Origin of the sequence: Aureivirga sp. CE67 (assembly GCF_015767245.1) — a bacterium.
Lineage (GTDB): Bacteria > Bacteroidota > Bacteroidia > Flavobacteriales > Flavobacteriaceae > Aureivirga.
Genome location: NZ_JADOTV010000008.1, coordinates 93,126 through 120,102, shown reverse-complemented (window position 1 = coordinate 120,102; position 26,977 = coordinate 93,126). Strand labels below are relative to the sequence as shown.

Annotated in this window: 25 protein-coding genes; 13 read left to right on the top strand and 12 right to left on the bottom strand. The window is 28.2% G+C overall.

Features of this window, described 5'->3' with window-relative positions:
* Window positions 1-13: 13 nt before the first annotated feature.
* Window positions 14-3,094 carry an efflux RND transporter permease subunit gene (locus tag I0K12_RS11435; protein ID WP_196888173.1) on the top strand — a complete coding sequence of 1,027 codons (3,081 nt, stop codon included), beginning with the start codon at window positions 14-16 and terminating at the stop codon, window positions 3,092-3,094.
* A gap of 65 nt (window positions 3,095-3,159) precedes the next feature.
* On the opposite strand, the gene I0K12_RS11430 is transcribed toward I0K12_RS11435, so the two are convergent.
* From I0K12_RS11430 to I0K12_RS11400, 7 genes are all read right to left on the bottom strand, one after another.
* A complete protein-coding gene (locus I0K12_RS11430) occupies window positions 3,160-3,876 on the bottom strand; it encodes a hypothetical protein (RefSeq protein ID WP_196888171.1) in 717 nt (238 codons plus the stop codon).
* Window positions 3,869-4,987: an AAA family ATPase gene (locus I0K12_RS11425; RefSeq protein WP_196888169.1), complete on the bottom strand. Its 1,119-nt coding sequence runs from the start codon at window positions 4,985-4,987 to the stop codon at window positions 3,869-3,871. The genes I0K12_RS11430 and I0K12_RS11425 overlap by 8 nt, the downstream gene beginning before the upstream one ends.
* A gap of 612 nt (window positions 4,988-5,599) precedes the next feature.
* Entirely contained in the window at window positions 5,600-6,328 is a 729-nt protein-coding gene (locus I0K12_RS11420) for an ankyrin repeat domain-containing protein (protein ID WP_196888167.1), read from the bottom strand.
* Between the two features lie 118 nt (window positions 6,329-6,446).
* A complete protein-coding gene (locus I0K12_RS11415; protein WP_196888165.1) occupies window positions 6,447-7,079 on the bottom strand; it encodes a hypothetical protein in 633 nt (210 codons plus the stop codon).
* Between the two features lie 108 nt (window positions 7,080-7,187).
* On the bottom strand, window positions 7,188-7,808 hold the full coding sequence (locus I0K12_RS11410) for a class I SAM-dependent DNA methyltransferase (protein WP_196888164.1): 621 nt from the start codon (window positions 7,806-7,808) through the stop codon (window positions 7,188-7,190).
* Window positions 7,809-7,889: 81 nt separating this feature from the next.
* Complete coding sequence (locus I0K12_RS11405; RefSeq protein WP_196888163.1) at window positions 7,890-9,095, bottom strand: hypothetical protein; 1,206 nt, start codon at window positions 9,093-9,095, stop codon at window positions 7,890-7,892.
* Between the two features lie 165 nt (window positions 9,096-9,260).
* Window positions 9,261-11,894, bottom strand: a complete 2,634-nt coding sequence (locus I0K12_RS11400) for a valine--tRNA ligase (RefSeq protein ID WP_196888162.1) — start codon at window positions 11,892-11,894, stop codon at window positions 9,261-9,263.
* Window positions 11,895-12,007: 113 nt separating this feature from the next.
* Here I0K12_RS11400 and I0K12_RS11395 point away from each other — a divergent pair, with 113 nt between their 5' ends.
* From I0K12_RS11395 to I0K12_RS11380, 4 genes are all read left to right on the top strand, one after another.
* Window positions 12,008-12,457 carry a DUF1573 domain-containing protein gene (locus tag I0K12_RS11395; RefSeq protein WP_196888154.1) on the top strand — a complete coding sequence of 150 codons (450 nt, stop codon included), beginning with the start codon at window positions 12,008-12,010 and terminating at the stop codon, window positions 12,455-12,457.
* A 168-nt stretch (window positions 12,458-12,625) separates the two neighbouring features.
* Window positions 12,626-13,465: an SH3 domain-containing protein gene (locus tag I0K12_RS11390; RefSeq protein ID WP_196888152.1), complete on the top strand. Its 840-nt coding sequence runs from the start codon at window positions 12,626-12,628 to the stop codon at window positions 13,463-13,465.
* Window positions 13,466-13,468: 3 nt separating this feature from the next.
* Window positions 13,469-14,302, top strand: coding sequence for an SH3 domain-containing protein (locus tag I0K12_RS11385; RefSeq protein ID WP_196888150.1), 834 nt, complete (start codon window positions 13,469-13,471; stop codon window positions 14,300-14,302).
* Complete coding sequence (locus I0K12_RS11380) at window positions 14,299-15,174, top strand: SH3 domain-containing protein (RefSeq protein WP_196888148.1); 876 nt, start codon at window positions 14,299-14,301, stop codon at window positions 15,172-15,174. The genes I0K12_RS11385 and I0K12_RS11380 overlap by 4 nt, the downstream gene beginning before the upstream one ends.
* A gap of 203 nt (window positions 15,175-15,377) precedes the next feature.
* On the opposite strand, the gene lpxD is transcribed toward I0K12_RS11380, so the two are convergent.
* The 3 genes from lpxD to I0K12_RS11365 all read right to left on the bottom strand — a co-directional run bounded on the left by lpxD (window position 15,378) and on the right by I0K12_RS11365 (window position 18,238).
* Window positions 15,378-16,370, bottom strand: coding sequence for a UDP-3-O-(3-hydroxymyristoyl)glucosamine N-acyltransferase (gene lpxD / locus I0K12_RS11375; protein WP_196888146.1), 993 nt, complete (start codon window positions 16,368-16,370; stop codon window positions 15,378-15,380).
* Between the two features lie 396 nt (window positions 16,371-16,766).
* Window positions 16,767-17,222, bottom strand: coding sequence for a DUF1801 domain-containing protein (locus I0K12_RS11370; RefSeq protein ID WP_196888144.1), 456 nt, complete (start codon window positions 17,220-17,222; stop codon window positions 16,767-16,769).
* A gap of 290 nt (window positions 17,223-17,512) precedes the next feature.
* Entirely contained in the window at window positions 17,513-18,238 is a 726-nt protein-coding gene (locus tag I0K12_RS11365; protein WP_196888142.1) for a hypothetical protein, read from the bottom strand.
* Window positions 18,239-18,414: 176 nt separating this feature from the next.
* On the opposite strand from I0K12_RS11365, the gene I0K12_RS11360 reads away from it, so the two are divergent.
* The 5 genes from I0K12_RS11360 (at window position 18,415) to I0K12_RS11340 (ending at window position 22,252) form a co-directional block, all read left to right on the top strand.
* Window positions 18,415-18,723, top strand: a complete 309-nt coding sequence (locus tag I0K12_RS11360; RefSeq protein ID WP_196888140.1) for a hypothetical protein — start codon at window positions 18,415-18,417, stop codon at window positions 18,721-18,723.
* A 13-nt stretch (window positions 18,724-18,736) separates the two neighbouring features.
* Window positions 18,737-19,678 (top strand): hypothetical protein, encoded by a 942-nt coding sequence (locus tag I0K12_RS11355; protein ID WP_196888138.1) that lies wholly within the window; start codon window positions 18,737-18,739, stop codon window positions 19,676-19,678.
* Between the two features lie 138 nt (window positions 19,679-19,816).
* Window positions 19,817-20,836, top strand: coding sequence for an adenosine deaminase (locus I0K12_RS11350; protein ID WP_196888136.1), 1,020 nt, complete (start codon window positions 19,817-19,819; stop codon window positions 20,834-20,836).
* 253 nt (window positions 20,837-21,089) lie between these two features.
* Window positions 21,090-21,638, top strand: a complete 549-nt coding sequence (locus tag I0K12_RS11345; protein ID WP_196888134.1) for a hypothetical protein — start codon at window positions 21,090-21,092, stop codon at window positions 21,636-21,638.
* A 53-nt stretch (window positions 21,639-21,691) separates the two neighbouring features.
* The gene (locus I0K12_RS11340; protein ID WP_196888132.1) at window positions 21,692-22,252 is read left to right on the top strand and encodes a hypothetical protein; all 561 of its coding nucleotides are present in this window, start codon (window positions 21,692-21,694) and stop codon (window positions 22,250-22,252) included.
* 7 nt (window positions 22,253-22,259) lie between these two features.
* Here the strand turns inward: I0K12_RS11340 and I0K12_RS11335 are convergent, their stop codons facing one another.
* Together I0K12_RS11335 and I0K12_RS11330 are read right to left on the bottom strand one after the other, a co-directional pair.
* On the bottom strand, window positions 22,260-22,937 hold the full coding sequence (locus I0K12_RS11335) for a hypothetical protein (protein ID WP_196888129.1): 678 nt from the start codon (window positions 22,935-22,937) through the stop codon (window positions 22,260-22,262).
* Window positions 22,938-23,731: 794 nt separating this feature from the next.
* Window positions 23,732-24,865 carry a hypothetical protein gene (locus tag I0K12_RS11330; RefSeq protein ID WP_196888127.1) on the bottom strand — a complete coding sequence of 378 codons (1,134 nt, stop codon included), beginning with the start codon at window positions 24,863-24,865 and terminating at the stop codon, window positions 23,732-23,734.
* A 212-nt stretch (window positions 24,866-25,077) separates the two neighbouring features.
* Between I0K12_RS11330 and I0K12_RS11325 the strand changes: the two genes are divergently transcribed.
* From I0K12_RS11325 to I0K12_RS11315, 3 genes are read left to right on the top strand one after another with little or no spacing between them, the layout of a single operon-like run.
* Window positions 25,078-25,263, top strand: a complete 186-nt coding sequence (locus I0K12_RS11325) for a membrane or secreted protein (protein ID WP_196888125.1) — start codon at window positions 25,078-25,080, stop codon at window positions 25,261-25,263.
* A gap of 20 nt (window positions 25,264-25,283) precedes the next feature.
* Window positions 25,284-26,417 carry a glycosyltransferase gene (locus I0K12_RS11320; protein WP_196888123.1) on the top strand — a complete coding sequence of 378 codons (1,134 nt, stop codon included), beginning with the start codon at window positions 25,284-25,286 and terminating at the stop codon, window positions 26,415-26,417.
* A complete protein-coding gene (locus I0K12_RS11315) occupies window positions 26,414-26,974 on the top strand; it encodes an RNA polymerase sigma factor (protein WP_317194433.1) in 561 nt (186 codons plus the stop codon). The genes I0K12_RS11320 and I0K12_RS11315 overlap by 4 nt, the downstream gene beginning before the upstream one ends.
* The last annotated feature ends 3 nt before the right edge of the window (window positions 26,975-26,977 follow it).

Sequence of the window (26,977 nt, the reverse complement as noted above, 5' to 3'; positions counted from 1 at the left end):
AAGGATTGGATTTATGTTAAATAAAATTTTATCAATATCGTTACAAAATAGATTTCTAGTCCTTTTAATCGCTGTGATTTTAAGTATGACAGGAATTTATTTCACACGTACAATGAACGTGGATGTGTTTCCAGATTTGACTGCACCGACAGTTACAATTTTGACAGAAGCACATGGAATGGAATCGGAAGAAGTAGAGAAATTAGTTACTTATCAATTAGAAACAGCAATGAATGGTTCGCCAAATGTTCGTCGAATTCGTTCGTCTTCGGCTGCTGGAATTTCTATTGTTTGGGTAGAATTTAATTGGGGAACGGATATTTATCGTGCTAGACAAATCGTAAGTGAAAGAATTCCGATGGTTCGTGAGAATTTACCAGAAGGAGTTGGAACACCAACGATGGCACCGATTTCTTCGATTATGGGAGAAGTAATGTTACTTGGAGTTACTTCGGATAGTTTGTCACCAATGGAACTTCGAACTTTAGCAGATTGGACAATTAGTCCAAGAATTAAATCGATTGGAGGAATTGCAAATGTGATTGTAATCGGAGGAGATTATAAGGAATATCAAGTTTTTGCAAATCCAGAAAAATTGAATTATTATGATGTTAGTATTACAGAGCTTTTAGAAAAAGTACAAGAAGCAAACTTGAATGCTCCTGGAGGTGTGATTAATCAACATGGAAATCAATATATCATCAAAGGAAGTGGACGAGCTTATAATTTGGAAAGTTTACAAGAAAGTATCGTTAAATATAAGAATGGGCAAGCGATTAAAATTAAAGATGTTGCGACAGTTCAGATTGGAACTTCAGATAAAATTGGAGATGGATCTTTAAATGGAAAACCTGCTGTTGTTCTAACAATTTCGAAGCAACCAGATGTGAATACTTTAGAGTTGACAAAAAGTTTGGATGAAGCAATTGTAGATTTAAAGAAAACTATTCCAGAAAATGTTGAAATTCAAAGTCATATTTTTAGACAAGCAAATTTTATCGAAGCTTCAATTAATAATTTAAATCAAACACTTTTAGAAGGAGCATTTTTTGTTGTTTTAGTCTTATTTATTTTCTTGATGAATTGGCGAACAACGGTGATTTCTCTATTGGCAATTCCTATTTCACTTCTAGTTTCTATTATTGTTTTAAAACTTTTAGGATATACAATTAATACGATGTCTTTGGGAGGAATGGCAATTGCAATTGGAGCTTTGGTGGATGATGCAATTATTGATGTGGAAAATGTTTTTAAACGATTAAGAGAAAATGTGCAAAAACCAAAAGAAGAACGATTAGGAATTTTAGAAGTGGTGAAAATTGCTTCGATGGAAATTCGTAGTTCAATTATTATAGCAACGTTAATTATCATCGTTTCATTTGTTCCATTATTTTTCTTGAGTGGAATGGAAGGAAGGTTATTGCAACCACTTGGAATTGCATTTATCACATCTGTTCTGACTTCTTTGATTGTAGCTGTAACAGTTACACCAGTTTTATGTTCTTTTTTACTTAAAAATGAAAAAGTAATAGGGAAGCAAGCAGAAGGAACAAAAATCGAAAGAGTTTTACAAAAATGGTATGCTTCTATTTTAGAAAAAACATTGAAAATTCCGAGAATCATTATTGGATTTACAGTAGGAGTTTTTGTTTTAAGTTTAGTGTTTTTATCGCAATTAGGAAGAAGTTTCTTGCCAGAATTTAATGAAGGTTCTTTGGTAATCAGTGTTGTTGGAATTCCTGGAATGTCTTTAGAAGAAAGTAATAAAACAGGGAAATTAGTTGAGCAACTTTTATTAGAATTACCAGAAGTAGATGTGGTAACAAGAAGAACAGGACGAGCAGAATTGGATGAACACGCACAAGGTGTAAATGCTGCCGAAGTGGATGTTCCTTTTACTTTAAAAGATAAAACAAAAGAAGAATTTTTTGAAGAAGTTCGTACAAAATTGAGTGTAGTTCCTGGAGTAAATATAACGCTTGGACAACCAATTGCTCACAGAATTGATCATATGCTTTCTGGAACTCGTGCGAATATTGCGATTAAGATTTTTGGTTCAGATTTACAAAGACTTTTTGAAGTTGGAAAAGATGTAGAAACGAAAATTAAAGCTATCGATGGAATTGCAGATGTTGCCGTAGATCAGCAGATTGAAGTTCCACAATTACGAATTGTTCCGAAAAGACAAATGTTGGCTGCTCATGGAATGACTGTGAAAGAACTTTTAGAGCAAATGGATATTTCTTTGGCAGGAGAAAAAGCAGGAGAAATCTATGAAGGACAAAAGTATTTTGATTTGGTAGTTCGTTTGCAAAAAGAAAATCGAGATACAAAAGAGAAAATTGAAAAAACTTGGATTCATTTGCCAGAAGGAGGACAAGTTCCTTTGCGAGAATTGGCAACTGTAGAATCTGTGAGTAGTCCGAATACAATAAGTAGAGAAAATGTGCAGCGAAAAATTGTGGTTGCTGCAAATGTGCAAGGACGAGATTTACGAAGTGTGGTAAATGATATTCAGAATATTGTAAATGCTGAGGTGAAATTGCCAGAAGGATATCGTGTGGAATATGGAGGACAGTTTGAAAGTGAAGCAAAAGCATCGCAAATGCTATTAATTACAGCTATGATTGCGATTGTGATTATTTTCTTTTTGTTGTATTATGAGTTTAAAGATATCAAGCTTTCATTTATTGTTTTAATCAATTTACCTTTAGCGTTGATTGGTGGAATTCTGATTGTGTATTTTACTTCTGGAATAATTAGTATTGCTGCAACGATTGGATTTATTAGTCTTTTTGGAATTGCAACAAGAAACGGAATTTTATTGATTTCTAAATATGAAGATTTACGAAAAGAAGGAAAACAAGGTTTTGAATTATTAAAAATTGGAGCATTGGATCGTTTAAATCCGATTTTGATGACTGCTTTTACCACAGGTTTAGCTTTGATTCCTTTAGCAATGAAAGGAGGAGAACCTGGAAATGAAATTCAAAGTCCAATGGCAGTTGTGATTCTTGGAGGATTACTTTCTGCAACGGTTTTAAATCTGATTGTAATTCCTTGTGTTTATGAATTGGTGATGAAGAGAAAATAGAGATAATTTAAACTTTATATAATTTCAAAACCCAACTAGATTTTTTCTGGTTGGGTTTTGTTTTTTTATGATAGTTTTTCTTTGTAATTTTTTCCAAAATAGTCAAAAATAAATAGAGGAAATGCGCTCAAAACAGAAACAGATTCATTAGTCTCTATATATTTTTCTTTTTGTTTTTCAAATAATTTAATTTGCTCATAATATTTACTAGGAAATATATAGTTATTTGTGATTATATAATTTAATTTAGACAGATGTTCTTCAGTTAAATGTAACCAAATTTCGCTTGTATATTGATGAAAGTGCTTATATTTATCTTCAGATTCTGTACTAGCTCTTCCTTTATAATTGGTCAATTCAGATATTTTTGCTGTCAAATTTTTGAAATCTAATTTATCTGAATAATGTCTTAAAGCTTCAACCATTGGATAACTTATATAAAGTTTTCCATGTTCTGTTTCTTCATTGAAAAAGCTTAATATAGAAATGAGTAATTCATCATCAGCAGATGATGTATGACCATCATAATCAAAAAATAAATATATTTCAGCAAAATCATTTCTATTGAAACTATTCAAAATATCTTTATTTTGAGGTTGAGATTTTAAAATTGAAAACGTATCGAAATCTTCATCTTTTGATATTTTATTGTAAAAGTTATAAATAGTTGTATAGTAAGCACAATGAATATTAAATTTTTCATTAGGAAAACAATTATTAAAACTTTCAAATATTGAAGTTTCAGGTTTTTTACCTTCAAAAACAAATAAGATATTATTCATAAAAAGAACCTGCTTTATACATTTTTTCTATATTATGTGCTTCTCTTAATTCTTTACTAGTTAACCTTGAAAGGTTATTTATTGAATCTTTCTTCATTAAGAAATAACAATCAGGCCTCAATAAATCATTTGTTAAAATAGAAGTATTGTGTGTCGTTAGTATAAATTGTACATTAGTCTTTTTAAGTTCTTTGACTAAAAAAGCTGATAATTCATGATGATAAAAAGCATCAAATTCATCTATAAATAGAAAAGAAACTTTTCCTGTATCATTGAGCCTTTGAAACCAAAAATAAAATAATGATAAAGCTTTTGTACCTTGTGATGCTATTGCAAAAAAAGGAAGAGATTTACCATTAAAGTCCATTGCTAAAATATCTTTACCATCTAAATCTTTAATTATACTTAATTTACAATCTATACCTGCTTCTGTTAAAAATTTTTCGAAATTTGATAAATTTCCATTTTCAATAATATCTTCAACGACATCTTTTATACCAATTTCTAGTCCAAGATATATATTATCTTGTAAAGATCTAAAAAATAGCATTCCATCAATGAAATTAAAAAATGTCAAAAATGTTTCATTATAAGTGTCTTTTTTATCTAAGATAGAATTATTTTTTATATATTTTAAAATCGATAATTTGTTATTTGATATTTTATTATTAAGAGTTTCAGTTCCCTTAAAGTTAAAAGTAGCTAAATCACTTTCATTTCGATTAATTTTGGCAAGAATTTCCCCGTCAATATAAAACTCTTCTGAAATTATAATTTTATTACTAGATTTTTGATATTTATATAATATTTTTTTAGAATTAATATTGAATTCATATTCAAAGCTGGCAACATCTGAGTTGTTAAATGCATTTGTATAATATGAATATTCATTTTCATTAGAATTATACTCGGTTAAATGTACTATTATATCAAATATAGCAAGTCCTAAATTTGATTTTCCAACTCCATTATGACCATAAACTAGTGCATTATTAACTACATTGTTTTTAATACACTCTTTATTGAATTCATATCCATTTATTTCTCCAAGATTTAATGTGAAAGTTTCATTAAAACTTTTGAAATTTGTAACTGAAAATTTTGTTATCACAATATATGTTTTTTTCAAATATATAATAAATTAATGATTACCGTAATTTTTTTACGGGAATTAACATTAGTTTTTAATATGTGTAATGTCTTTATTACTAATTGATTGAGTTTGTTTTTTTTCTTCTTTTGATTATTTATAATAATGAATGATTGGAAAAAAGAGCTTTAGAAGGAAATTTTGATAGATTTTTTATATTTTTATTAGAAATATTGCTTTGAATTAAATATATTGACTACGAAAACAAACCTAAAACTACTTTTCTTAATCTCATTCATAACATTATCTAATTCCATTTTAGCAAAAACAGAAATAGATACAATTTCAAATTGGTAATTTTACAAAGATGCTGAGTTGTTATTAAAAGGAAATGAGTTTTCTTCTAGAAATCAGATTGTAACTATAAATTCTGAGGATAATTATAAAATAGATAAGCTTTTAAAAAAATATGTGGATAAAAAGATTGAAATTATATATTGGGAAGAAAGGTTTGTAAAAATAAATAGGATAGGGTATTTGATGTTGAAAAAATAAATATTAAAAAATAAAAGAGGAATGTTCTAACTAAAAAACATTCCTCTTTTACATGATTATCTAAATTGTTATATAAATTTAGTCCATGTGTTTCTTTAAAAGTTTAGCAATTCTTTTTTGACCTTTTTCTAAAGCCATATCGTAAGCCGTTTTACCTTCATTATTTTTCAAGTTAACATTTGCTCCGTTATCAATTAATAACTGAACCGTTTTTGTGCTACCTGTAATTGCTGCCATTGCCACAGGAAAATCTCCATCAGCATCTTGATTGTTTACATTAGCACCTTTTTCAATAAGATATTTTACAATCTCAAAATGTCCTTTTTGGGCAGCATGTTCAAGAGGAGTGGCACCATCCATTGCTCTAAAATCGATATCCGCTCCGTTTTCTGCTAAGTATTTTAAAATTTTAACATGACCTTGTTGCGCAGCAATTCTAATAGGAGTAAAATCTCTTCTTCCTTTACTATTTACATCTGCACCATTATCTACTAGGATTTTTACAATGTCAAAATAACCTTGTTGGCTTGAAAATGCAAGAGAAGAAATATTTGCTTCCAAACCTTTTGTTAATTGATTTACATTCGCACCATTTTCTATTAAAATATTGGTAATTTCAGAATCGTTATTAGCACAAGCAGACCATAATGGAAAAAAACCATTTTGACTGTATTCGTTTACATCCGAACCTCTTTTTAATAAAGATTTCACTTTTTTTGCTTTTCCTTTTTGTACAGCTGTATAAAGCTTTTGAGAATATCCAATTGTAGTACAGAAGATAAATAAAAGTAATAGTAATTTTTTCATTTTTAATTTAATTGTGTTTGTTATATTTCAATTTTTTGCTAAAACTAGTATTTTAACATAAAGTATACAAATGAAATTTCTTTATTTAGTAAAATTGAATTGAATCTGAGCTTTAAAATTAATAACAGATGGCAACAAAAGTTCTCAGGGTTTGTGGTTTTGTAGCGTCTCCTGTAATACAATCGATATAAAATATTTCAAAATCATATCTGATTTTATCTTGGAAAAGAATATTACGTACTTCCCAAACAAAAGTATTAGTTTTTTCATTAAAAATAACTTGTTTATATATTGGGGAATTAGTTTTTTTTAGTTTTTGAGATTGAATTATTTCATCAATTTTTGTTTCTTTCAACCAATTAGAAGACTTATTTTTTAAAATATATTTTGGAATTCGACTTAAATCAATAGGCTTTTTTAGATTTAATTTTTCATCCAATTCTATATAACAAGTTTTGAATAAATTATATTTTTTTAGATCAGGATGCATAAAAACAAATCGAACTTCTGCATTTATCAATTTATCTTTAGTTTTCTTATCCGCTTTAATTTTTTTGAATTTTGTTTTCTTATTTCTTTTCTGATACTCATAATAAGAATATTCATCAAATTTAAAATAGGAGAATAAATCTTCGCCAACAGCTTCTTTTAAATAAAATTCAGCTTTTTGTATAATTTCATTTGTATTATAAGTTTGAGAAAAAGATATTTGAAAAAGTAGAAAGAATAGGAGTAAAGTGATTTTTTTCATAGCGTTTAATTTTTATTTTTTTAAGATCTCCTAATATATAATTTTTTTAAACAAAAAACAGACTACCAAAAAGCAGTCTGTTTCTTCTAAAATTATTTTTAAAGATTTTTATTTCTTAAAAACAAATGAAATTAATCTTGGAAGTTGTTTGTTATCTTCATCAAACCATTCATTTAATTCAATCAAAGAAAAACCATTTTGTTTTGCTTGTTCTATATATTCTGAAATGTGGTGAATATAAACTTCTAATTCTTGGATTCCATCTTCTGTTTCATATTTTGCTTTACTTCCAGAATATTGTTTAAAAGGATGTAACTCAGAAATAAAAAAGATTCCTTCCTCTTTCATTTTTAAATTTGCTTGCGCAAAAATGTGATTTAAATCTTCGATATGTTCCAGCGTTAAACTTGAGGTAATTAAATCTGCAAAACCATTTTCTACATCCCAGTTTTTGGTCAAATCTGCTTTTTGAAAAATAATATTTTCATCATTAATTTTTTCTTTTGCTTTTTTAAGCATTTCATCAGAAAAATCTAAACCAATGATTTTCGAAGCTTTATTTAATAGCCATTGTGTATTTTTCCCTGTTCCACAACCTAGTTCTAAAACATTTTCGAAATTGTATTTTTCTAAAGTTTCAATTGTAGCTTTTTGATCTAAATCTCTTGTTTTATTTAGGTTAGAATCATATTGTTCTGCCCAACTATTATATGCTTTATCTATACTCATATTCATTATAATTTCTATTAAATATAATATTAAATTATTTATAGTTAATTACAATTGATTCTTTGTTTAAATATAAGATGTTCAATTAGGTTTTGTTTTTAAAGGAGATAAATCTTTATAATAGTTCTGATATTTTTTATTTTTAGACAAACTATCTAAAACGGATTGTAGATTTTCAATTAAAACTTCTGGAATATAATTTTTTGAAACCAAATATCTTCGTTTGTCCAATTCATTTTTTAAAACAGTTGAATCAGAGTTGTTTAAATGAAAATTTATAAGAAATATTTGTTCTTCTAAAATGTTGAATAACTCTTTAATTTCATTTTGATTTCTTGGATAATTCTCAATTTGCTTCAAAATGTCGTCAGGAAGAGCATATTGCCAATTATACAAACTATTATAGTTATAATATCTTGATTTTTTCTTTACATTACAAATAATCATTTTTTGCAACAGAATTGTGTCTAATGAAATTTTATAATTTTTTGAAAAGGAATATTTTATTTTTTGAATCTGTTTCCTAGATTCATTAGAATATTTTTTTTTCAAAGTTTTTATAGTTTCTTCACTAAGTAAAATACCATAATTGTTTTTAGCATTTAAAACTTCCAAATCAATATAATTATATTCATTTTCATATTTTTTGAAATAATTATTATTTAAAGTTTCAGGATTGATAGAAGATACATAATTAACACTTAAAGTTATGATTAAGAAAACTGGTAAAGAATAAAAGAACCATTTAATAATTCGATATTGAAGCTTTAAAATCAACCAGTTTTGATAAAAAAATACAATTGGAATTAAAATAAATAAATATTTGAATTCTTCAGATAAATTAAGATTCATATTGAATCCAAACAATCCATAAATAGTAGCAAGAGAATATCCTATAGTAAAAAAAGCCATTAGCGAAAGCCAAAAGAAATACAAGACTATACTATTCGATAATTGTTTGAAAAATCGAATTTTCATTCTTCCTTTAAAAGGTTTATATAACCAAATCCAGACTGTTAATGAAAACCCTAAAGAGATTGAAAAAGTTGAAACAAAAAGATTGTAGAAATTTTGTTCTTGTTCCGAAAAAACGATTAATTCTGAAGAAAAACTAGTTAAGTATCGATATGATTCTCTGAAATGATTTATAAATAAAGCAATAGAAAATGCTGAAAATACTCCCGATATAATTCCAAACCAAAATCTCAATTTCCCTATTTTTTGAATGGAAATAGGTTTCTTTTTAAAATTTATAGCGTTTTGATTGTAGCGCAAACTCTTTCTCATCTTTTTTACGCTAAACTACTTTATTAATTTTGACAATGCAAATATGTCTTTACACAAAAAAACAGACTACCAAAAAGGAAGTCTGTTTTTTTAAATATTTTAAAGGAAAATCAAAATTTATGTTTTATTGAAAACCAATTTCGATTTCGCTTAATTTCTAATTTTTTAACCAACCAAAGACTCTAAACTAGATTTTAAAGTTTCGATTTTAGCTAAAGCATCTGCTTCTTTTTTCTTTTCTAAAGCAACAACTTGTTCTGGTGCATTACTTACGAAACGCTCGTTAGATAATTTCTTTTGTACACCTTTTAAGAAACCTTCCGCACGAGTCAACTCCGCTTTGATTTTCTCAATTTCTTCTTCCACATTGATTGCTCCAGCAACAGGAATAAAGAATTCGTTTGCTTTCACACGGAAAGATAAACTTCCATCTAATTTCTCAGAAACTGTGTGAATCTCAGAAATATTTCCAAGTTTAGAAATAATCACATCAAAAGCTCTGTTGATTTTCTCATTTTCCATTACAGAAAGTTCGATAGCTTCTTTGAATGCGATGTTTTTGTCTTTACGAATTGTTCTAACTCCAGAAATAATATCTTTAATTTCTTCAAAATCAGAAACGATTTCTTTGTTGTAATTCTCGTCTAATTCTGGGTAAGAAGCGATAATTAAAGCTTCCTCAGCAGTTCTTTCAGAGAAATGTTGCCAAACTTCTTCCGTTAAGAAAGGCATGAATGGATGTAATACTTTTAAGCAATCTTCGAAAATCGCAACTGTTTCAGCATATGTTTTCGCATCGATTGGTTGTTGGTAAGCTGGTTTTACCATTTCTAAATACCAACCACATAATTCATCCCAAATTAATTTATAAATGCTCATTAAAGCATCTGAAATTCTATATTTAGAATAATGATCTTCAATAATTGCTAATTCACTTTGGAATTTCGCTTTGAACCACTCGATAGCTACTTTCGCAGATTCTGGTTGCTCAATTTCTTCAGAAACTTCCCATCCTGTTACTAAACGGAATGCATTCCAAATTTTTGTTGTGAATTTTTGTCCTTGAGAACATAAATCTTCATCAAAAGGTAAATCGTTTCCTGCAGGAGAACTTAATAACATTCCTACACGAACTCCATCCGCTCCGTATTGTTTCATTAATTCAATCGGATCAGGAGAGTTTCCTAAAGATTTAGACATCTTACGTCCTTGCTTATCACGAACGATTCCAGTTAAATATACATTTGTAAATGGTTTCGCATCTCCAAACTCATATCCAGCAATAATCATACGAGCAACCCAGAAGAATAAAATTTCAGGAGCCGTTACTAAATCATTCGTTGGATAGTAATATTTAAATTCTTCGTTATCAGGATTTCTTACACCATCAAAAACACTCATTGGCCATAACCAAGAAGAGAACCAAGTATCTAAAGCATCTGGATCTTGTTTTAAATCTGCTACTGTAATTTCTTTTCCTAATTTCTCAGAAGCCAAAGTTGCTGCTTCTTCAACTGTTTTCGCAACAACAAAATCGTTTACACCTTCACCATAGAAAAATGCTGGAATTTGGTGTCCCCACCATAATTGACGAGAAATATTCCAATCACGAACATTGTTCATCCAGTGATTATAAGTGTTTACGAATTTATTTGGAACTAAGTTTACCTCACCATCTTGCACTGCTTTGATAGCTGGTTTTACTAAATCTTCCATTTTTAAGAACCATTGCACAGAAACTTTAGGCTCAATTACAGCCTTTGTTCTTTCAGAAGTTCCTACTTTATGTACGTGATTTTCAACTTTTGCTAAGAATCCTTTTTCTTCTAATTCTTTAGCAATCTCTTTACGAACTACAAAACGATCTTTTCCTTCGTAGTGTAAACCATGAGAGTTTAAGCTTGCATCATCATTGAAAATATCAATAACTTCTAAGTTATGTCTTTCTCCAATTTCTTTATCATTTGGATCATGTGCAGGAGTAATTTTCAAACATCCTGTTCCGAATTCCACATCTACATATTCATCTTCAATTACAGGGATAGCTCTGTTTGCAATCGGAACGATTACTTTCTTTCCTTTTAAAGAAGCATATCTTTCATCATTTGGATTTACACAAATTGCGCTATCTCCAAGAATTGTTTCTGGTCTTGTTGTTGCAATTGTTACAAACTCTTCTGTTCCTTCAATTTGATAATTGATATGATAGAATTTTCCATTTCTTTCTTCATAAATTACCTCCTCATCAGAAAGTGTTGTTTTTGCTTCCGGATCCCAGTTTACCATTCTATATCCACGGTAAATTAATCCTTTATTATATAAGTCAACGAAAACTTTTGTTACAGATTCCGATAAATCAGGATCCATCGTAAATTTCGTACGATCCCAATCACATGAAGCTCCTAATTTTTTTAACTGACTTAAGATAATTCCACCATGTTTGTGTGTCCAATCCCAAGCGTGTCCTAAGAACTCCTCACGTGTCAAATCATCTTTTTGAATTCCTTCTTCACGTAATTTTGCAACAACTTTTGCTTCCGTAGCAATTGATGCATGGTCAGTTCCAGGAACCCAACAAGCATTGTAACCTCTAAGACGAGCTCTACGAATAAGTACATCTTGAATAGTGTTATTCAACATGTGCCCCATATGAAGTACTCCTGTGACGTTTGGTGGAGGAATTACAATAGTGTACGCTTCTTTCTCGTTTGGTGTCGATTTAAAATAACCGTTATCCATCCAGTAACTATACCACTTGTCTTCTACTTCTTGTGGGTTGTATTTTGTTGCAATATTCATTTTTAATAAAAAATTTATTTTAAAATATCCGCAAATGTACAACTTAAAAAAAAACTAAAGAATTTTGAATGCAGAAAAAAATAATTAATTTTACAACATAAAAAACTATTATCATGAAAAAATTTGTACCATTATTGGTGCTTTTTCTTACTTTCGTAGGTGTACAAGCACAACAAACTTCTACTGAAAAAACTGTAGATCCAAATGCCCCAATTATCACATTTGAAGAAACTGTGATTGATTATGGTAAAATTGAACATAAAGCAGACGGAAAAAGAGTTTTCAAGTTTAAAAATACTGGAAAGTCTCCTCTTATAATTTCAAAAGTAAAATCTTCTTGTGGATGTACAATTCCTAAGAAACCAGAAAAACCAGTTATGCCAGGTGAAGTAGGGGAAATTGAAGTGAAGTATGCTACAAACAGAATTGGAGGTTTCTCTAAAACAATTACTGTTACTTCAAATGCTAGCGAGCCTAGAGTGAAATTAAAAATCAAAGGTGTAGTAATGAAGCCAGAAACTACTTCTAAAGTAGAGAAAAAGAAAAGTATGATGGCAAACTAATTACTTTTTAAATAAAATATTTCAAATAGCAATCAATTTTTTGGTTGCTATTTTTTTGTTTAAAATTTACTTTCTAAAAAATAATCTATAAAATTTTATTTAAATCAAAAATGTTATTTTATTTGAAGTCTCTAAAAAATTATAGAGATTAATTAAAATAAAAATTAAATGAAACATAAAATTTTTCTATTTCTACTTTGTTTAAATGTGTTTTGGATTTATGCACAAGAGCAGGTTGTAGAAATTGGTAGAAAAGAATTAAAACCAAATGAATTGGTGTATTTGTTTGGAAATGATGTAAAACTTAGAGAACAACCAACTACAGATTCGGAAGTTTTGGCTTTGATGCCAATAAGTTCAGAACTACAATTTTTAGAAACAACTTCAGAGACGTATGAAATAAACGGAGTCGAGTATCCTTGGATAAAAGTGCAATACACAGATCAAATTGGGTATATCGTTTCTTACTTTTTGGCAAAAAAAGAAGTTTTGATTTATGGACATTCTTTTGTTGTAAACATCATTAAAGATAAATTGTATTTAAGAACTAAAAATGCACACAGCGAATTAATTGAAGAAGAGATTCCTTTAAAAGAGGATTATAAAAATTTAGTTATAAATCAATATGGAGATCGAAGATTAGAAAATGTAAAACATGTTTTTGAGATTGTTTATGAAGTGCAAAAAGGAGAAAAATTAAATATTTATAAAGAATATATTTTTTATAAAAGATCTACGTTTTTAAAGATTTCTTCAAGTAAAATAGAAAAAGAAAAAGATATCGAAATTCAAGAAGTTTATGCTTTTCCTGATGATGAAAATACAAGGTTTGGTTTTTTGACTTACTGTAAGTTTTATATTGATAGAAGTATGAAATACGGTTTTGAATCAGAAACTAGATATGAATATTATTATGCAATAGATTTTGATGAGCCAAACTATTTAGAAAAGTTAGCTAAAGCAAAAGAAAAAATTGAAAAACAATTAGAAAATAGATTAGAAGAATAGACTATGAAACAAAAATTACTTTTAATATTATTATTAATTCCAGCAATTCTTTTTGCACAAGGTGAAGATTCGGATGGATATTATTTTTTACCTAAAAGTGTGTTTAAAAAAGGAGATGAGGTACATCTTTTTGGAGATAATGTAAAACTTAGACAAGAACCAAATACAAATTGTGAGGTTGTAGATATGCTTCCGATTGGAGCTAAAGTAAAGATTATTGGTAAAACAAATTCTTTTTTGACTTTAGGTAAAGAAAAAACTCCTTGGTATTATATAGAGATTGATGGAAATAAAGGATATGTTGCAGGAGCATTTTTTGCCAATTATACTGCAGAATATAAGGATAATCAATTTTATTTTTCTTCTAAAATTCATGGAGATCCAAGTTCTATGTCATCTAAAAAAGAAATGTTGATCCGTGTAAAAGAAAAAGGAAGTACAGATTATTTAGAGTACTCTATAGAAGTAGAGGGGCAAAATTTTAGACCAAATGTTTATAATAATAAAGGATTGACAGGGATAGAAAATGTAATTTCTATAGAATATACTATGGAAGAATATTATTATGATTATACTGTTTTTATTGCTTTTACTGGTTCGAAGTTTTTTACTATTTATAAATGTACGTCAGGAGGTGATGAAGGATATTATTTTGTAGATGAATTAACTTTTCCGAATGATAGAAATGGGCAAGCTGGTAAAATTTTGTATTCCTATAAAGATATTGATCCAGAAGTGAATCCAAATGTGCTAGAAAAACACGAATATTTTAGAGATGTAAAATGGGAAAACTCTTCTTATCCATGGGAGGGAAAAACATTAATTATAAAAAAATGAAAAAGATTTTAATTGTATTGATTATTTTTTGTGTAAACATTGTAATTGCACAAGAGGATAAAAATTTTCATATAAGAGGTGTTGTTTCTAATGAGAAAAATCTCAAAGAAGATTCTTTTGTTTATTTGTTTGGAAATAATGTAAAACTAAGAGAGGAACCAAATACAGAAGCAAGCAATAAAATATTAGATACACTTCCAATGGGAGCCAAATTGGAAATTGTTGATATCTCTACTGAAAGCTTTACGTATAATGGAGTTGCTTATCCATGGGTGTTGGTTGAATATGATTATCAAGTAGGATATGTTTGTTCAGGATTGATTGCTGATCATAAAGTTACGAGTAATGGAAAGGATTATTTTGTTTTTTCAGGTAATTTTCCAAATGAAAAAGAACCTTATACACCTAAAGTAAAAGTTAGAACAAAAAATAGTAAAGATGAGGTGATTGAAAATGAAATTGACCTGCAGATTGAAAATGTAGAATATACTTTTACTTGGAGTAATGGTTCCGGAATTAATGGAGTTGAAAATATTTTATCTATAGATACTTCTGTAGAAGCTTGTGGTTATTCCTCTTCGTCTTATATTTTTCTAGATGATTCGAATTCATTTATAAAGTTTAAACCTTTAGAGTCTTATGCTGGTGTAGGTGGAGGAGAAGATATTGATCTTATTTTTCCAGGAGATGAAAATGGACTGAAAGATTATATTATTGTGTCAAAAAATAGAAACGCTATTGAAGAAGAGTTGAGTTATGATCCAGAAAATGAGGTGTTAATTGAAAATACTAAAGATTTGAAAGTGAAAATTCCTTGGCGAGGTATTTCTTCTGTAAAGGATGTGAATAAAGTGATTGAAGCAGAATTTTAATGATTTGCTTTAAACTTGGCTTAGGGATAGTAGCGGCATCCTTTTTTGCTTTTCTTCATAAAGTTGGTTTGCAAAAAAGATATAGCGGAAAGCCCGACCTTTTCTGAGTTTTTTTGAAACGAAGAAAAGGGAAGCTCCAAAAAAACATAAAAAGGGCAGTGAAAATTAATTTACCGCCCTTTTAAAGTAAAAATATAAATAGACTATTTTTTAGCTAATTTTCTTAAAGTTACCCATTGTTTAAGCATGTCTCTTGATTCACATGCAGGATAACCAAGTACTGTTTTTCCTGGAGCTACATCATTTAATACACCAGAACCAGCTCCAACTGTTACACCAGAATGAAGCGTTACGTGATCTTTGATAGAAGCACTTCCTCCGATAATTACTCCGTCACCTAAAGTAACAGATCCGGCAAGTCCACTATGACCAGCCATGATACAATAACGTCCCATTACAGAATTGTGACCAATTTGTACTAAATTGTCAATTTTACAACCATCTCCAATAACAGTAGCACTGAATTTTCCACGATCCACTGTTGAATTTGCACCAATTTCTACATTGTCACCAATTTCTACATTTCCGATTTGAGGAATTTTAACTAAATCTCCAGAAGACATATCAGGACGGAAACCAAATCCGTCAGCTCCGATACTTACATTGTTGTGGATGATACAGTTTTTTCCCATAATTGTTCTTTCACGAATAACTGCTCCAGACCAAATTGTTGTATTATCTCCAATTTCAGACTCATCTAAAACGGTTACATTTGGAAATAAAGTAACGTTTTCGCCTAAAATTACATCTTTTCCTACATAACAACCAGCACCTATTTTAGAACCAGCACCAATTTTTGCAGTAGTATCAATTACAGCAGTTGGGTGAATATCTGAAGAAAACTCTGGAAGTCTTGGAGCAAATATTTCCAAAACTTTAGCCATCGCTAGATCGGCATTTTTTACTTGAATTAATGCTTTGTTTTCTAGTTGTTCTACTTCTAAACCTTCATTAACAATGGCAACTGAAGCATCTGATTTTTTCCAAAGATTTGCATATTTAGCATTTCCAATGAAAGTAATATGATTTTCCTTTGCTTTTTCCATTTGCTCAGGTCCGTGGATTTCTTGATCTGTGTGACCAATTAAAGTACCATCTAATAAATCATTTAGTTGGTTGATCGTAAATGTATTCATTTAAAAGGGGTTATTTAAAAATTAATTAGTGTGTCTGTGTTAGTTTGATAACGAATAAAAAACTAACTTCTGCAATAATAAAGGAAAAAAATTGAATAATTCAAAAATATCTAACAAAATGTATTTTTTTGTGAGTTTTTGTCGAAAAACTATTCTGAATTTTAACATTTTAAAAAGTCTAATCTTTTGTTGAATAAGAGTTTAATAAGGGGATTGTTAAGATTTATGCAGATTTTGTAGATGATTTGTAAAAAGAAAAAAGTGATTTGAATCTCTCAAATCACTTTTCTATATTATTTTTTTAAGAAATAAAATGTTTACACACCCCTAGCCCCTCTCAAGAGGGGAACTTAAAATTTGCAAATCTTTTTATAAAAAGAATCGTAATGATGTTTATTATTTTTTTAAATTTTCTTCATAAAGAGAAATCCAATCTTGAACGGTCATTTTTGCTGTTAATTCACCTAAAAGTTCGTATGGAATTTTCTTTACATTTTTAAATCGGATACAGCTTTTTCCCATATCTAATTTGTTTGTACAGTGTTTTGGATATTCTTCTTGAAACCATTTTAAAAGTTCAGGGTTTGCATAAATCCCCATATGATAAAATCCTACAAAATTTTTCTGAGATGCAAAACTCATAAATGGAAGCGGTAATTTCGGATCACAGTGATATCCGTTTGGATAAATTGAGTGAGGAACCACATATCCGATCATTCCATAACTCATTGTTTCTTCAAAACCTTCTGGTAAGTTTTTCAAAATTACTGCACGCAGTTTTTCTAAGGCTTCTTTTCTTTCTTCTGGTAATTGTTCTAAATACTCTTCAGGATTCTTTGCTTCTATTTTCATTATTTTATTTGGTTGTTTTGGATTAAAATTCATTAAGAAATGTATAAAAATGAAGATGAATTTCTCTTCTTGAAACTTCAAATTTTATCTCTCATTGATTTTCCGAAAATAATAAAAAATAGTAGGAGCCTGTTTAAATTTATATCAAAAAAATTATATGCTTCTTAAAAACTCTTTTTTGTCTTTTTTAATCGTCCATAGCGATGCTATGCACTCAAAAAAAGTCGGCAAAATAGCATTTTAATAAGCTATAAAATAAATTCTGATACAATTTTAAACAGGCTCCAGAATTATTTTTGTTTTTTGTAGCGAGTTCTCTTTTCTAGTTTAAAAATTCTATCCTTAAAAATGATTTTAAGTTCTGAAATATAAGAGCTAGGATTTTTATAATTTTTCAAAACAAAATACAGATGAGAATCTTTTTCTTCCGCAAGCTGCGCTTCAATTTTCTCTTTTTTGTTTTTTAAATATTGCTCCAGAGCCTCAGGATTTTCACAAGATTTTTGTTCGCTAAAAGAAGTAAAAGCATTTCCGCTTAAAATATGATTGTATAGATTTTCTAGTTCTCGTAAATCTCCTTTTTGGTAAAGATCATTTAATTCTACCGTAAGATTTGCAGCTTTTTCCTGTACTTCTTTAGAATCGTTTGCATATTTGTCCGGATGAATTTTTACAATGGATTCTTTATAAAGTTGCTTCAAATTTTTGTCAGAAACTGTTTTAGTTTCCTTTTTTGAAGGTTTTGTTTTAGAAACAATACTTTCTTTAGGTTCTTTATAGTTTTTCCCTTTTTTCTTTTGAGCTAAACGCTTTGCTTTTTTAGCTAATTTTTGCTTTTTATAAAGCTTTTCTAATTTATTGATATGACGAATTTCATGAATCAATGCGACTCTAATTTCATTTTGAAATAGATTTAATTCCAAAGAAACTTTTTCCAATTCTTTTTCAAGAAGAGAAATTTCTAATTCCAGATTTTCTAGAATTTCCGATTTATTGCTGTCTACGATTTCTTTCATAAAATGGCTGCAAAAATACGGATAATTTGGAAGAATAAGATTGTTAAAATTGAATTGTTTAAAATGAAATTAATACAAAAGAAAATCAGGTTTTTTTAGTTTTTCATAATAATTTAAAAAGAGATAGGATTCCTTAGAAATAAAATTAGATTTGCGCTTTTTAAAACAAAAAATAGATGAAAGAAGAAGGTTTTGATTCTGGAAAAGATCAAAAATTAAGTTATAAAGAAGAAATTCAACAAGGGTTTGAAGATGCTTCTTTAGATGAAAAATTTACACCAGAGTTTCGTAAGAAAAAACTAATAATTTGGTTTGTAAGAGGAATTATTTCTGTGATTGTTTATTATTTTATCTGGGATTATTCTTGGACAAAATGGCTTTTGATGGTACATATTCCGCTTGCAGCAATCAATCTGTTTATGATTTTGTTTTTACATAAAATAATGAAAAATAAACTTGAAAAAGTAAAATCTAGATTAGACTAAAATAACAACCCCAATGATTAACTTAATTAAAAGAATAATTTACCGCTTTACGATTCCGAATGATAGAAATATTGGTTTTGGAATTGGTGAAATAGAAACCATAAAAAACTTATTATTAGAAGAAAATTATGAGAAAATAGGTCCGCTTTATGATCTATTAACCAATGCGGAAAAATCTATTCTTATTACAGAAATTGCACTTGATGAAGATTTTTCAGAACCTATCCAAAAATGGTTTTATGAAAATCAAGAAAGTTTTCATTCGAATCTTTTTGTAGGAGTAGTGTTTACTCGAATAGCTTGGGTAAAAAGAACAGGGAAATTTGCAAACGAATTGACAGATGAAGAAGTTCAAGGTTTTTTTCAATATTTAGAAAAAGCTTTTGAATGTTTGACTTTTGCAAATCAAGCGAAGCCTGAAGATTCGGAGCCATATGCAAGACTGATTCGAGTTTGTATGGGATTAAGCGAAAAAGAACAAGCTTGGAGATTTTATAATAAATTAAAAACTATGGATTCTCAGCATTTGCAAGCACATTTTTTTATGTGGGATATTTTGAAGGAAAAATGGTTAGGATCTGATGAGGAAGAAATGAAGTTTCTTCACATGTGTAGAGATTCGAAAAGTCAGACTTTGAGAGTGGTTTATTTAGATTATATATTTGATGAATTACTTGATATTCAAGAAAATTATTCTCTTACAAAAAGTTTAAATGTTTTCAAAGAAAGGTATCGTGAGGAAATAATTGATTTGTATAAGAAATATCGATTTGAATCCATAACTTCTAAAGACAGATATTATTTAGCAAATTATTTTTCTGTATTTTTTTATTTGATGGATGAAGATTATTTGAGAAATAAAGAAATTGATAAAATTGGGAAAAATATTTCCGAATACCCTTGGAGTTGTTTTGGTGCAGAAGGATTTAGAGATTTACAATTATTAAAATTATAGGTTTTGGCTTCGGTCATTTCAGTTATAAAAATTGCACGATTCAGTCGTGCTTTTTTGTTTAAAATATATTTGTGAAATCTTTGTGATAATATGTTTGAATGTCATGAAATTATGAAGAGATATTCGTAAATTTGCAATATGACAAATAATATGAAATCTTTTATCGCGCAACTACCAAAAGCAGAGTTGCACTTACATATTGAAGGAACTTTTGAGCCTTCTTTAATGTTCGAAATAGCCAAAAGAAATGGGCAGTTTATTCCTTTTGATTCTGTAGAAGAATTAGAAAAAGCTTACAAATTTGATTGTCTTCAAGATTTCTTAGATATTTATTATCAAGGTGCTGGAGTATTGATTCATGAGCAGGATTTTTACGATTTAACTTATAGTTATTTGGAAAAATGTGCAGCACAAAATGTCAGACATACAGAGATTATGTTTGATCCACAAACGCACACAGATCGTGGAGTTTCTTTCAAAACTGTGATCAATGGAATTACGAGAGCTTGTGATGATGCACGTGAAAAACTTGGAGTTTCTTCTTTATTGATTATGAGTTATCTTCGTCATCTTTCTGAGGAAGAAGCATTTGTTACTTTGGAAGATTCTTTACCTTTCAAACACAAAATTACTGCTATCGGGTTGGATTCTTCTGAGAAAGGAAATCCACCTTCAAAGTTCAAAAATGTGTTTGCAGCTTCTGTAAAAGAAGGATATATTCCATTAGCGCACGCAGGAGAAGAAGGAGATGCTGACTATGTTTGGGAAGCTATTGATGTTCTTGGAATTAAAAGAATTGATCACGGAAATAATTCATTGCAAGATGATAAATTAGTTGAAGAAATTGTAAAACGTGATTTAGCACTTACAGTTTGTCCGCTTTCAAATACTGCGCTTCAAGTTGTAAAAGACTTGAAAGATCATCCACTAAAAACGATGATGGAGAAAGGAATGAACGTAACTATCAATTCCGATGATCCAGCTTATTTTGGGGGACAAGTAAACAAAAATTACGAGGAAATTCAAGAAGCTTTAGGTCTTTCAAAAGAGGATTTATACAATTTAGCGAAGAATTCTTTCCAATATAGTTTATTAGACAATGTTTTAAAACAACAATATTTAAAAGAATTAGAGACTTTTTATCTAGCGAATAAATAATGCATTTTTTATTCCCCTCTTGAGAGGGGTTAGGGGTGTGTTATTTGTAGATTATTGATTTTTAAGTTATTTAAAAAAAATACTATTAGTGAAATGCACGATTATTTGTGTAAGATTACTTTTTAGTTTTAATAAAAAAATGAACGATTTCTTTTTGAGGTCGTTCATTTTTTTTGTTTTAATATTAAAAACATTACGATATTTTTGTAAAAAGATTCTATTTTTGGAATAAAATATAAAAATTGATATAGAAATGGGAATGTATTATTTTTTTGAAACGAACAATAATTATAAAAGTGAAAAACAATTTCCTTATGTTCTTTCTTATTTTTTTGAACAAATAGGAGGATATGATGATAAAAGTGTCATCGTTCAATTGGAAAAGATTTTAGAAATAGATTTTTCGATTTTTCAAAATACATATTTTGATGATGCTGATTTTGAATTTGATGAGTTTCTAGATGAAGAAACTAGAAAATCTATTGAGAATTCCAAAAATGTAAACTGGATTAAAATTGAAGAAATTCAAAATGTTGTTTTAGAATTTATAGAAAAAAGTAAAATAGCTAAAGATTATTTTTCAAAAGTAATTTTCAGTACAGATGAAGATGATGAAAAATTAAGAGGTATGAATTATTCAGAATCTTTAAAGTATGAAGAAGAAAATCCAAACTGTTTTTATCCTGTTAACAATAGTATTTTGTCAAAAGAAAACATTGAGAATGGTTTTCTAGAAATCAATGAAATAATGAATGAATTTAAAAATAATGAAGTAAAAGAATTGCGATTGAGATATGATTAAAATTAATATGACAGAAGAAAAATTTTGGGAGTTAATAAAATAGTTATGAAAAAATGAAAAAAACAACAATTTTTACTTTGATTAATATCGCTTTTTTTGTGATTTTTACTTTAGCTTATTTCAAATATGATAATTATACACTGTTTATGATGTTGGCTTTTATTCCTTATTTCATAAGTGGATTATTTCTTTTTAGAAAGTATTTGAAAAGTCTAGATGATAAAAATTTTGTCATGTTAACAAAAAGTAATTTTGATTATTTAAACATAGCTTTTTTACTTTTTATAATATCGTTAAGTTGGGCAGGTCAAGATATGTATCTGTATATTTTATCAAGTTTAGCTTTTATTTGTTTAGTATTAAATATTTTAATTTCAAAAAAGAGAATTTTAAACATCACAAAAGAAGGTGTTTTTGAATTAGGAAAAGGAAAACATCGAAAAATTGAAGAAATTACATCTTTAAATATTTTCCCGAATAATGTGGAAATTACATTTAATAAAAATGAAATTCTTCAAATAAATAAACACGAATTAGTGAAGCCAAAATGGGAAGAATTCTTAGAAAATATCCATGAAATGAATAATAAAAAAGAAAAAATAGCTGTAGAATAAGTCAAATTTATCTACACATTAAACTGAAATTCGCTTGATTATCTTTGACATAATTTTCTTCTGCATATTTTATGTTGAAAATCTCAATACATTTTAGTTCTGGATTGTTCGAAACATCGAAAAAATCGAAGTGTTTTCCATTATTTGCTTCCACAGTTTTTAGATCATTGTAAAAAGCATAAACATCTGTAAGCTTTTTGTTTTTCTCAAGATTCAAATCTGTAAGCTCATTATTATTGACAAAAAGTTTCGTCAATCCAGTTAATTTTGAAAGATCTAAAGAGGTTAGTTTGTTATTCGAAATTCCTAATTGCGAAAGTTTTACATTATTGGAAAAATTGGTTTTCGAAATCTGATTATTATGCGCATCAATGAAAGTAATATTTGGGTTTTTGCTCAAATCTAATTCTGTAAGTTGATTATCATGACAGTAAACAACTTTTACGTTTACAAAAGCTTCTATCCCTTGTAGAGATTTAATTTCTGAACCAGCCAATGAAAGTTTTGTAATACTTTTTACACTTTCATTATCAATCATTCCATTTTCAACATTGATATTAATTTCTTTTAGTTTTTTCTGGAAATTTACATCTGGAATTGCCGTCTTTTGAGCTAAAACAATACTTGGAATTAGCAACAAAATTGTATAGAAAATATTTTTCATCGTCTCACCTTTATTTAGCATATTGAACTCCTTTAAACTTTTTAACTCAAAATTCGTTTCAAGCATGTTCATTACTGGTTTGTGAAAAAATTTAACCATAACTAAGGCTATGCTGAAATTTTTTCACTTCACCATCAATAAACATCAGATAAAACTCTTAGTTTTGGCAAAAGAGTTTAAATGAGTTCATTAAAATTAAAGGTTTGTAATGTAAAATGTGGTTAAAAAAATCACAAACAAAAAAAGGAACCAAATGATTCCTTTTTTTGAGCATAGCCTGAAATGCCTCCCTATAACATTTAAAACAGGTTTTTAAACTTTTTCTTTTTCAATATTCTTTTCCCCTCAACTACTGATCGTAAAATTCAGTGGTTATTAAATATTGTTTTTCTTTTTCTTCACAGCAAAGATATTTCACTAAATCGCCAGTTAGTGTCGTAGTGAAATTAAATCAAAAAAAATCTCTTAATGAAAAGAGATTTTAATATTAGATATAAAGGTGTTGTTTAAAAAAAAGTAATTTTCAGACAGTTTCTTCATTCATTTTTTTCTTGATAAAAAAACGAATCAAAAAAATCAAGACTTTATTTTTAAAATCAAAAATCTACGAAATTTGAAAAAGACGAAACAAACTCGCTATCGCTCAAACAGTTTTTCGTCTATTTTTTTCAAAATTCTTGATTTTTACAATTTTAAAAATAGGTCGATTGAACTCCGGTAAACATAATAAACAAAAAAAAAACAGATTAATTCTTTCAAAACTACAGGACTACTCTTTAAATGATTTTAAAAATAAAATAGAAAAACTCTCCATATTACTCCAACAACCTTTCTTCTAAAGATTCTTCATAAAAAGTCTCTTTGAATTTACCTTTAGCATCAAGCTCGAATTTTTTGTTCATTATTTTATAAATCATAGGATCATTTTCCTCGGAAGGGAGTTTTTCTATAATTTCTTCATGAATTTCAATTTCAAAATTTTCAGAAATTTTTCCAGTTGAAAAATTACCTTCTTCAGTTTCATATTGAACAGAAATTTTATCGGTAATTGATAAATTATTTTTATTGATCATGATTAACTCAAAACCAGAACCTCCAGAACCATCTGAATAATCAAGGAAACCAATGAAATTTTCATTTTCATATACTTTTTTTACATCATAAAAAATTCCTTGTGCATCTGAATCAAATGTATAACTATTGATAAATTCAGTAAAAAAGATACTATCATTTTTGGTTAGAGGAATTTCTGAAGAAGTAATTCCAGAAATAGCAGAAAGTTTTCCAAAATCATTTTTATCTTTTCTAAAACTCAATGGAAGATTTAATGTTTCTGTTTTTTTAATTTTTTCATTAAAAACGGGCTTTAATTTTCTCATGAATTCATCCGTAAAGAAAGTTTCTTCTTTTTTTCCTTTCCAGATAAAATTACCGTCTTTTCCAACTTTTAAATTATAAGTTGTTTCGGTAGTTTTATCGTCGTTTGAAGTATCTACTTCTTTTGCATGAATAGAGGAATCAGAAAATACTATTTCATTAAAACTAGAGATGTGATCTATTTTTTCAAAATTATTTTTATTAAAATTCGCAATCTCTATTCTATTTTTAAAAATAAACAATGTAGACAAAATACTATCGATTTCCTGAATATAATACACTTTTAAAGGAGTACTTTGCTCGTATTTAAAAGCATTTTTGTCTAAAAAATGAACAACAAACAAAGAATCTTTTTCTGAAATTTCTTCTTTAGAATCTTTATTTTTTTCAATAATAAACTTTTGTGAGTTTATAATTCTTGGTAAATCTTTTGTGTAAGATGTTAAGAATTTACTTTTGTCAAACTTTTGTTCTTTAGCTGTGTTTTCTTTGATTTCTTTTTTTTCTGATTTATTATTACAAGCAAAAAGGAGTAGTGTAGAAAGTGCTAAAAGATTGTATTTTATTTTCATAAGGACTATTTTAATTCAAAACAAATCTAAGAAAATTCATAAAAATTATAGAATGTATAATGTTGTGAAATTGTAAGAATTTATCCAAAATCACTTTTTTATTTTAAGAAAATCCGAATTAGACTTTTGAATCTGAAAATTTCAAATCAGAAACTATTAAATGTTTTTAAGATTTTGTATCTTTGCAGAACATTTCAAAAACCCTTTGGATTATGGAACTATTTATCATAACAGCCGTTTTATTAGGAGTTGGAGTTGCAGGAATTGCAATCAAAATCTGGGCTAAAAAAGATGGAAAATTTGCTGGGACATGCGCTAGTCAAAGTCCTTTTTTAAATGAATCAAAAGAGCCTTGTGGATTTTGCGGTAAAATGCCAGAAGACTGCGAAAATAAATAAACCAATATTATATAGATTAAATGCTTGAATTCTTATTCATTACTTTTATAGTAATTGTAATCGTTCAACTTTTTTATTATCTATTTATTTTTGGAAGATTTACTTTTTCAACCCCCAACCAAAAGAAAAAGAGTCCAAACAAACCTCCGGTTTCCGTACTTGTTTGTGCCAAAAATGAAGCCGAAAATTTAAAAAAGTTTCTACCTTCAATAGCAAAACAAAATTATCCAGAATTTGAGATAGTTTTGATTAACGATGCTTCTTATGACGAAACCTTAGACATTATGGAAGAATTCCGTGATGAAAATGCTAAGGATTTTGAGAAAAAGAACATCAGTGTCAAAATTGTCAATGTATATGAAAATGAGCAATTTTGGGGAACAAAAAAATATGCACTTTCCTTAGGAATTAGAGCTGCTACACATGAGCATATGTTATTTACAGATGCCGATTGTGAGATTATTTCTGAGAATTGGATTTCAGAAATGCTTTCTAATTATCATGAAGAAAAATCAATCGTTTTAGGATATGGAGCATATAGAAGAATCCGAAATTCCTTTTTAAATAAATTAATTCGTTTTGAAACTGTTTTGACTGCAACGCAATATTTTGCTTATGCTAAAAACAGAATTCCTTATATGGGAGTTGGAAGAAATTTGTCATACACAGAAGAAACTTTTTTAAATGTAAATGGATTTGTAAACCATATGAAAATCAAGTCAGGAGACGATGATTTGTTTATCAATGAAGTTGCAAATAGAAATAATACAGCAATTTGCTTTACACCAGAAAGTTTTACAGTTTCTGAGCCAGAAACCAGCATGAAAAACTGGATTCGTCAGAAAAGAAGACATGTGAGTACTGCAAAACATTATAAATGGCTTCATAAAATTTTATTAGCTTTATTTTATATTTCTCAAGTAGGTTTTTGGTTTTTGGCAATTGTTTTGCTTTCAGAACAATACAAATGGGAAATAGTTGGAAGTTTAATTCTTTTTCGATTAAGTTTTCATTATCTTAGTTTAGGTTGTGCTGCTTTTAAGTTAAAAGAAAAAGATTTGATCCTTTTATTACCGTTTTTAGATTTTATTTTAATCGCGACACAATTATACGTTGCAGTAAGAAATTATTTATCAAAACCTAAATATTGGTGAATCCAGAAAATATAAATAAAGCAATAGAAGAAGCGAAGGAGGGAAGGCAAGCTGCTTTTAATTTACTTCTGAATACTTATTGGAAAGATGTTTATCATTTTCAGTTTTCTAAAACTAGAAATGAAGATGAAGCAGAAGATATTACCATCAAAACTTTTTCTAGAGCTTTTGACAAAATCGAGCTTTATAATTCTAAATTTGCTTTCAAAAATTGGCTACTTTCTATTTCTCATAATATTCTTATTGATCATACTAGAAAAAAGAAAACAGAAACTGTTTCTATCAATAATTCGCATGAGAAAAATGAGATTTATAGAATATCAGATGGTTCACCTTCGCCTGAAGATCGTTTAATTATCGAACAAAATCTTGCAGAATTACTTTCTTATGTGAAAAAATTAAAACCACATTATCAAGAAATGATTCAGTTGCGTTATTTCCAGGAGATGAGTTACAAAGAAATCTCTGAAACAATAAATGAGCCATTGAATAATGTAAAAGTAAAACTGCTTAGAGCTAAAAAATTACTTACAGAAATCATTAAAAAAGAGAAATAATCT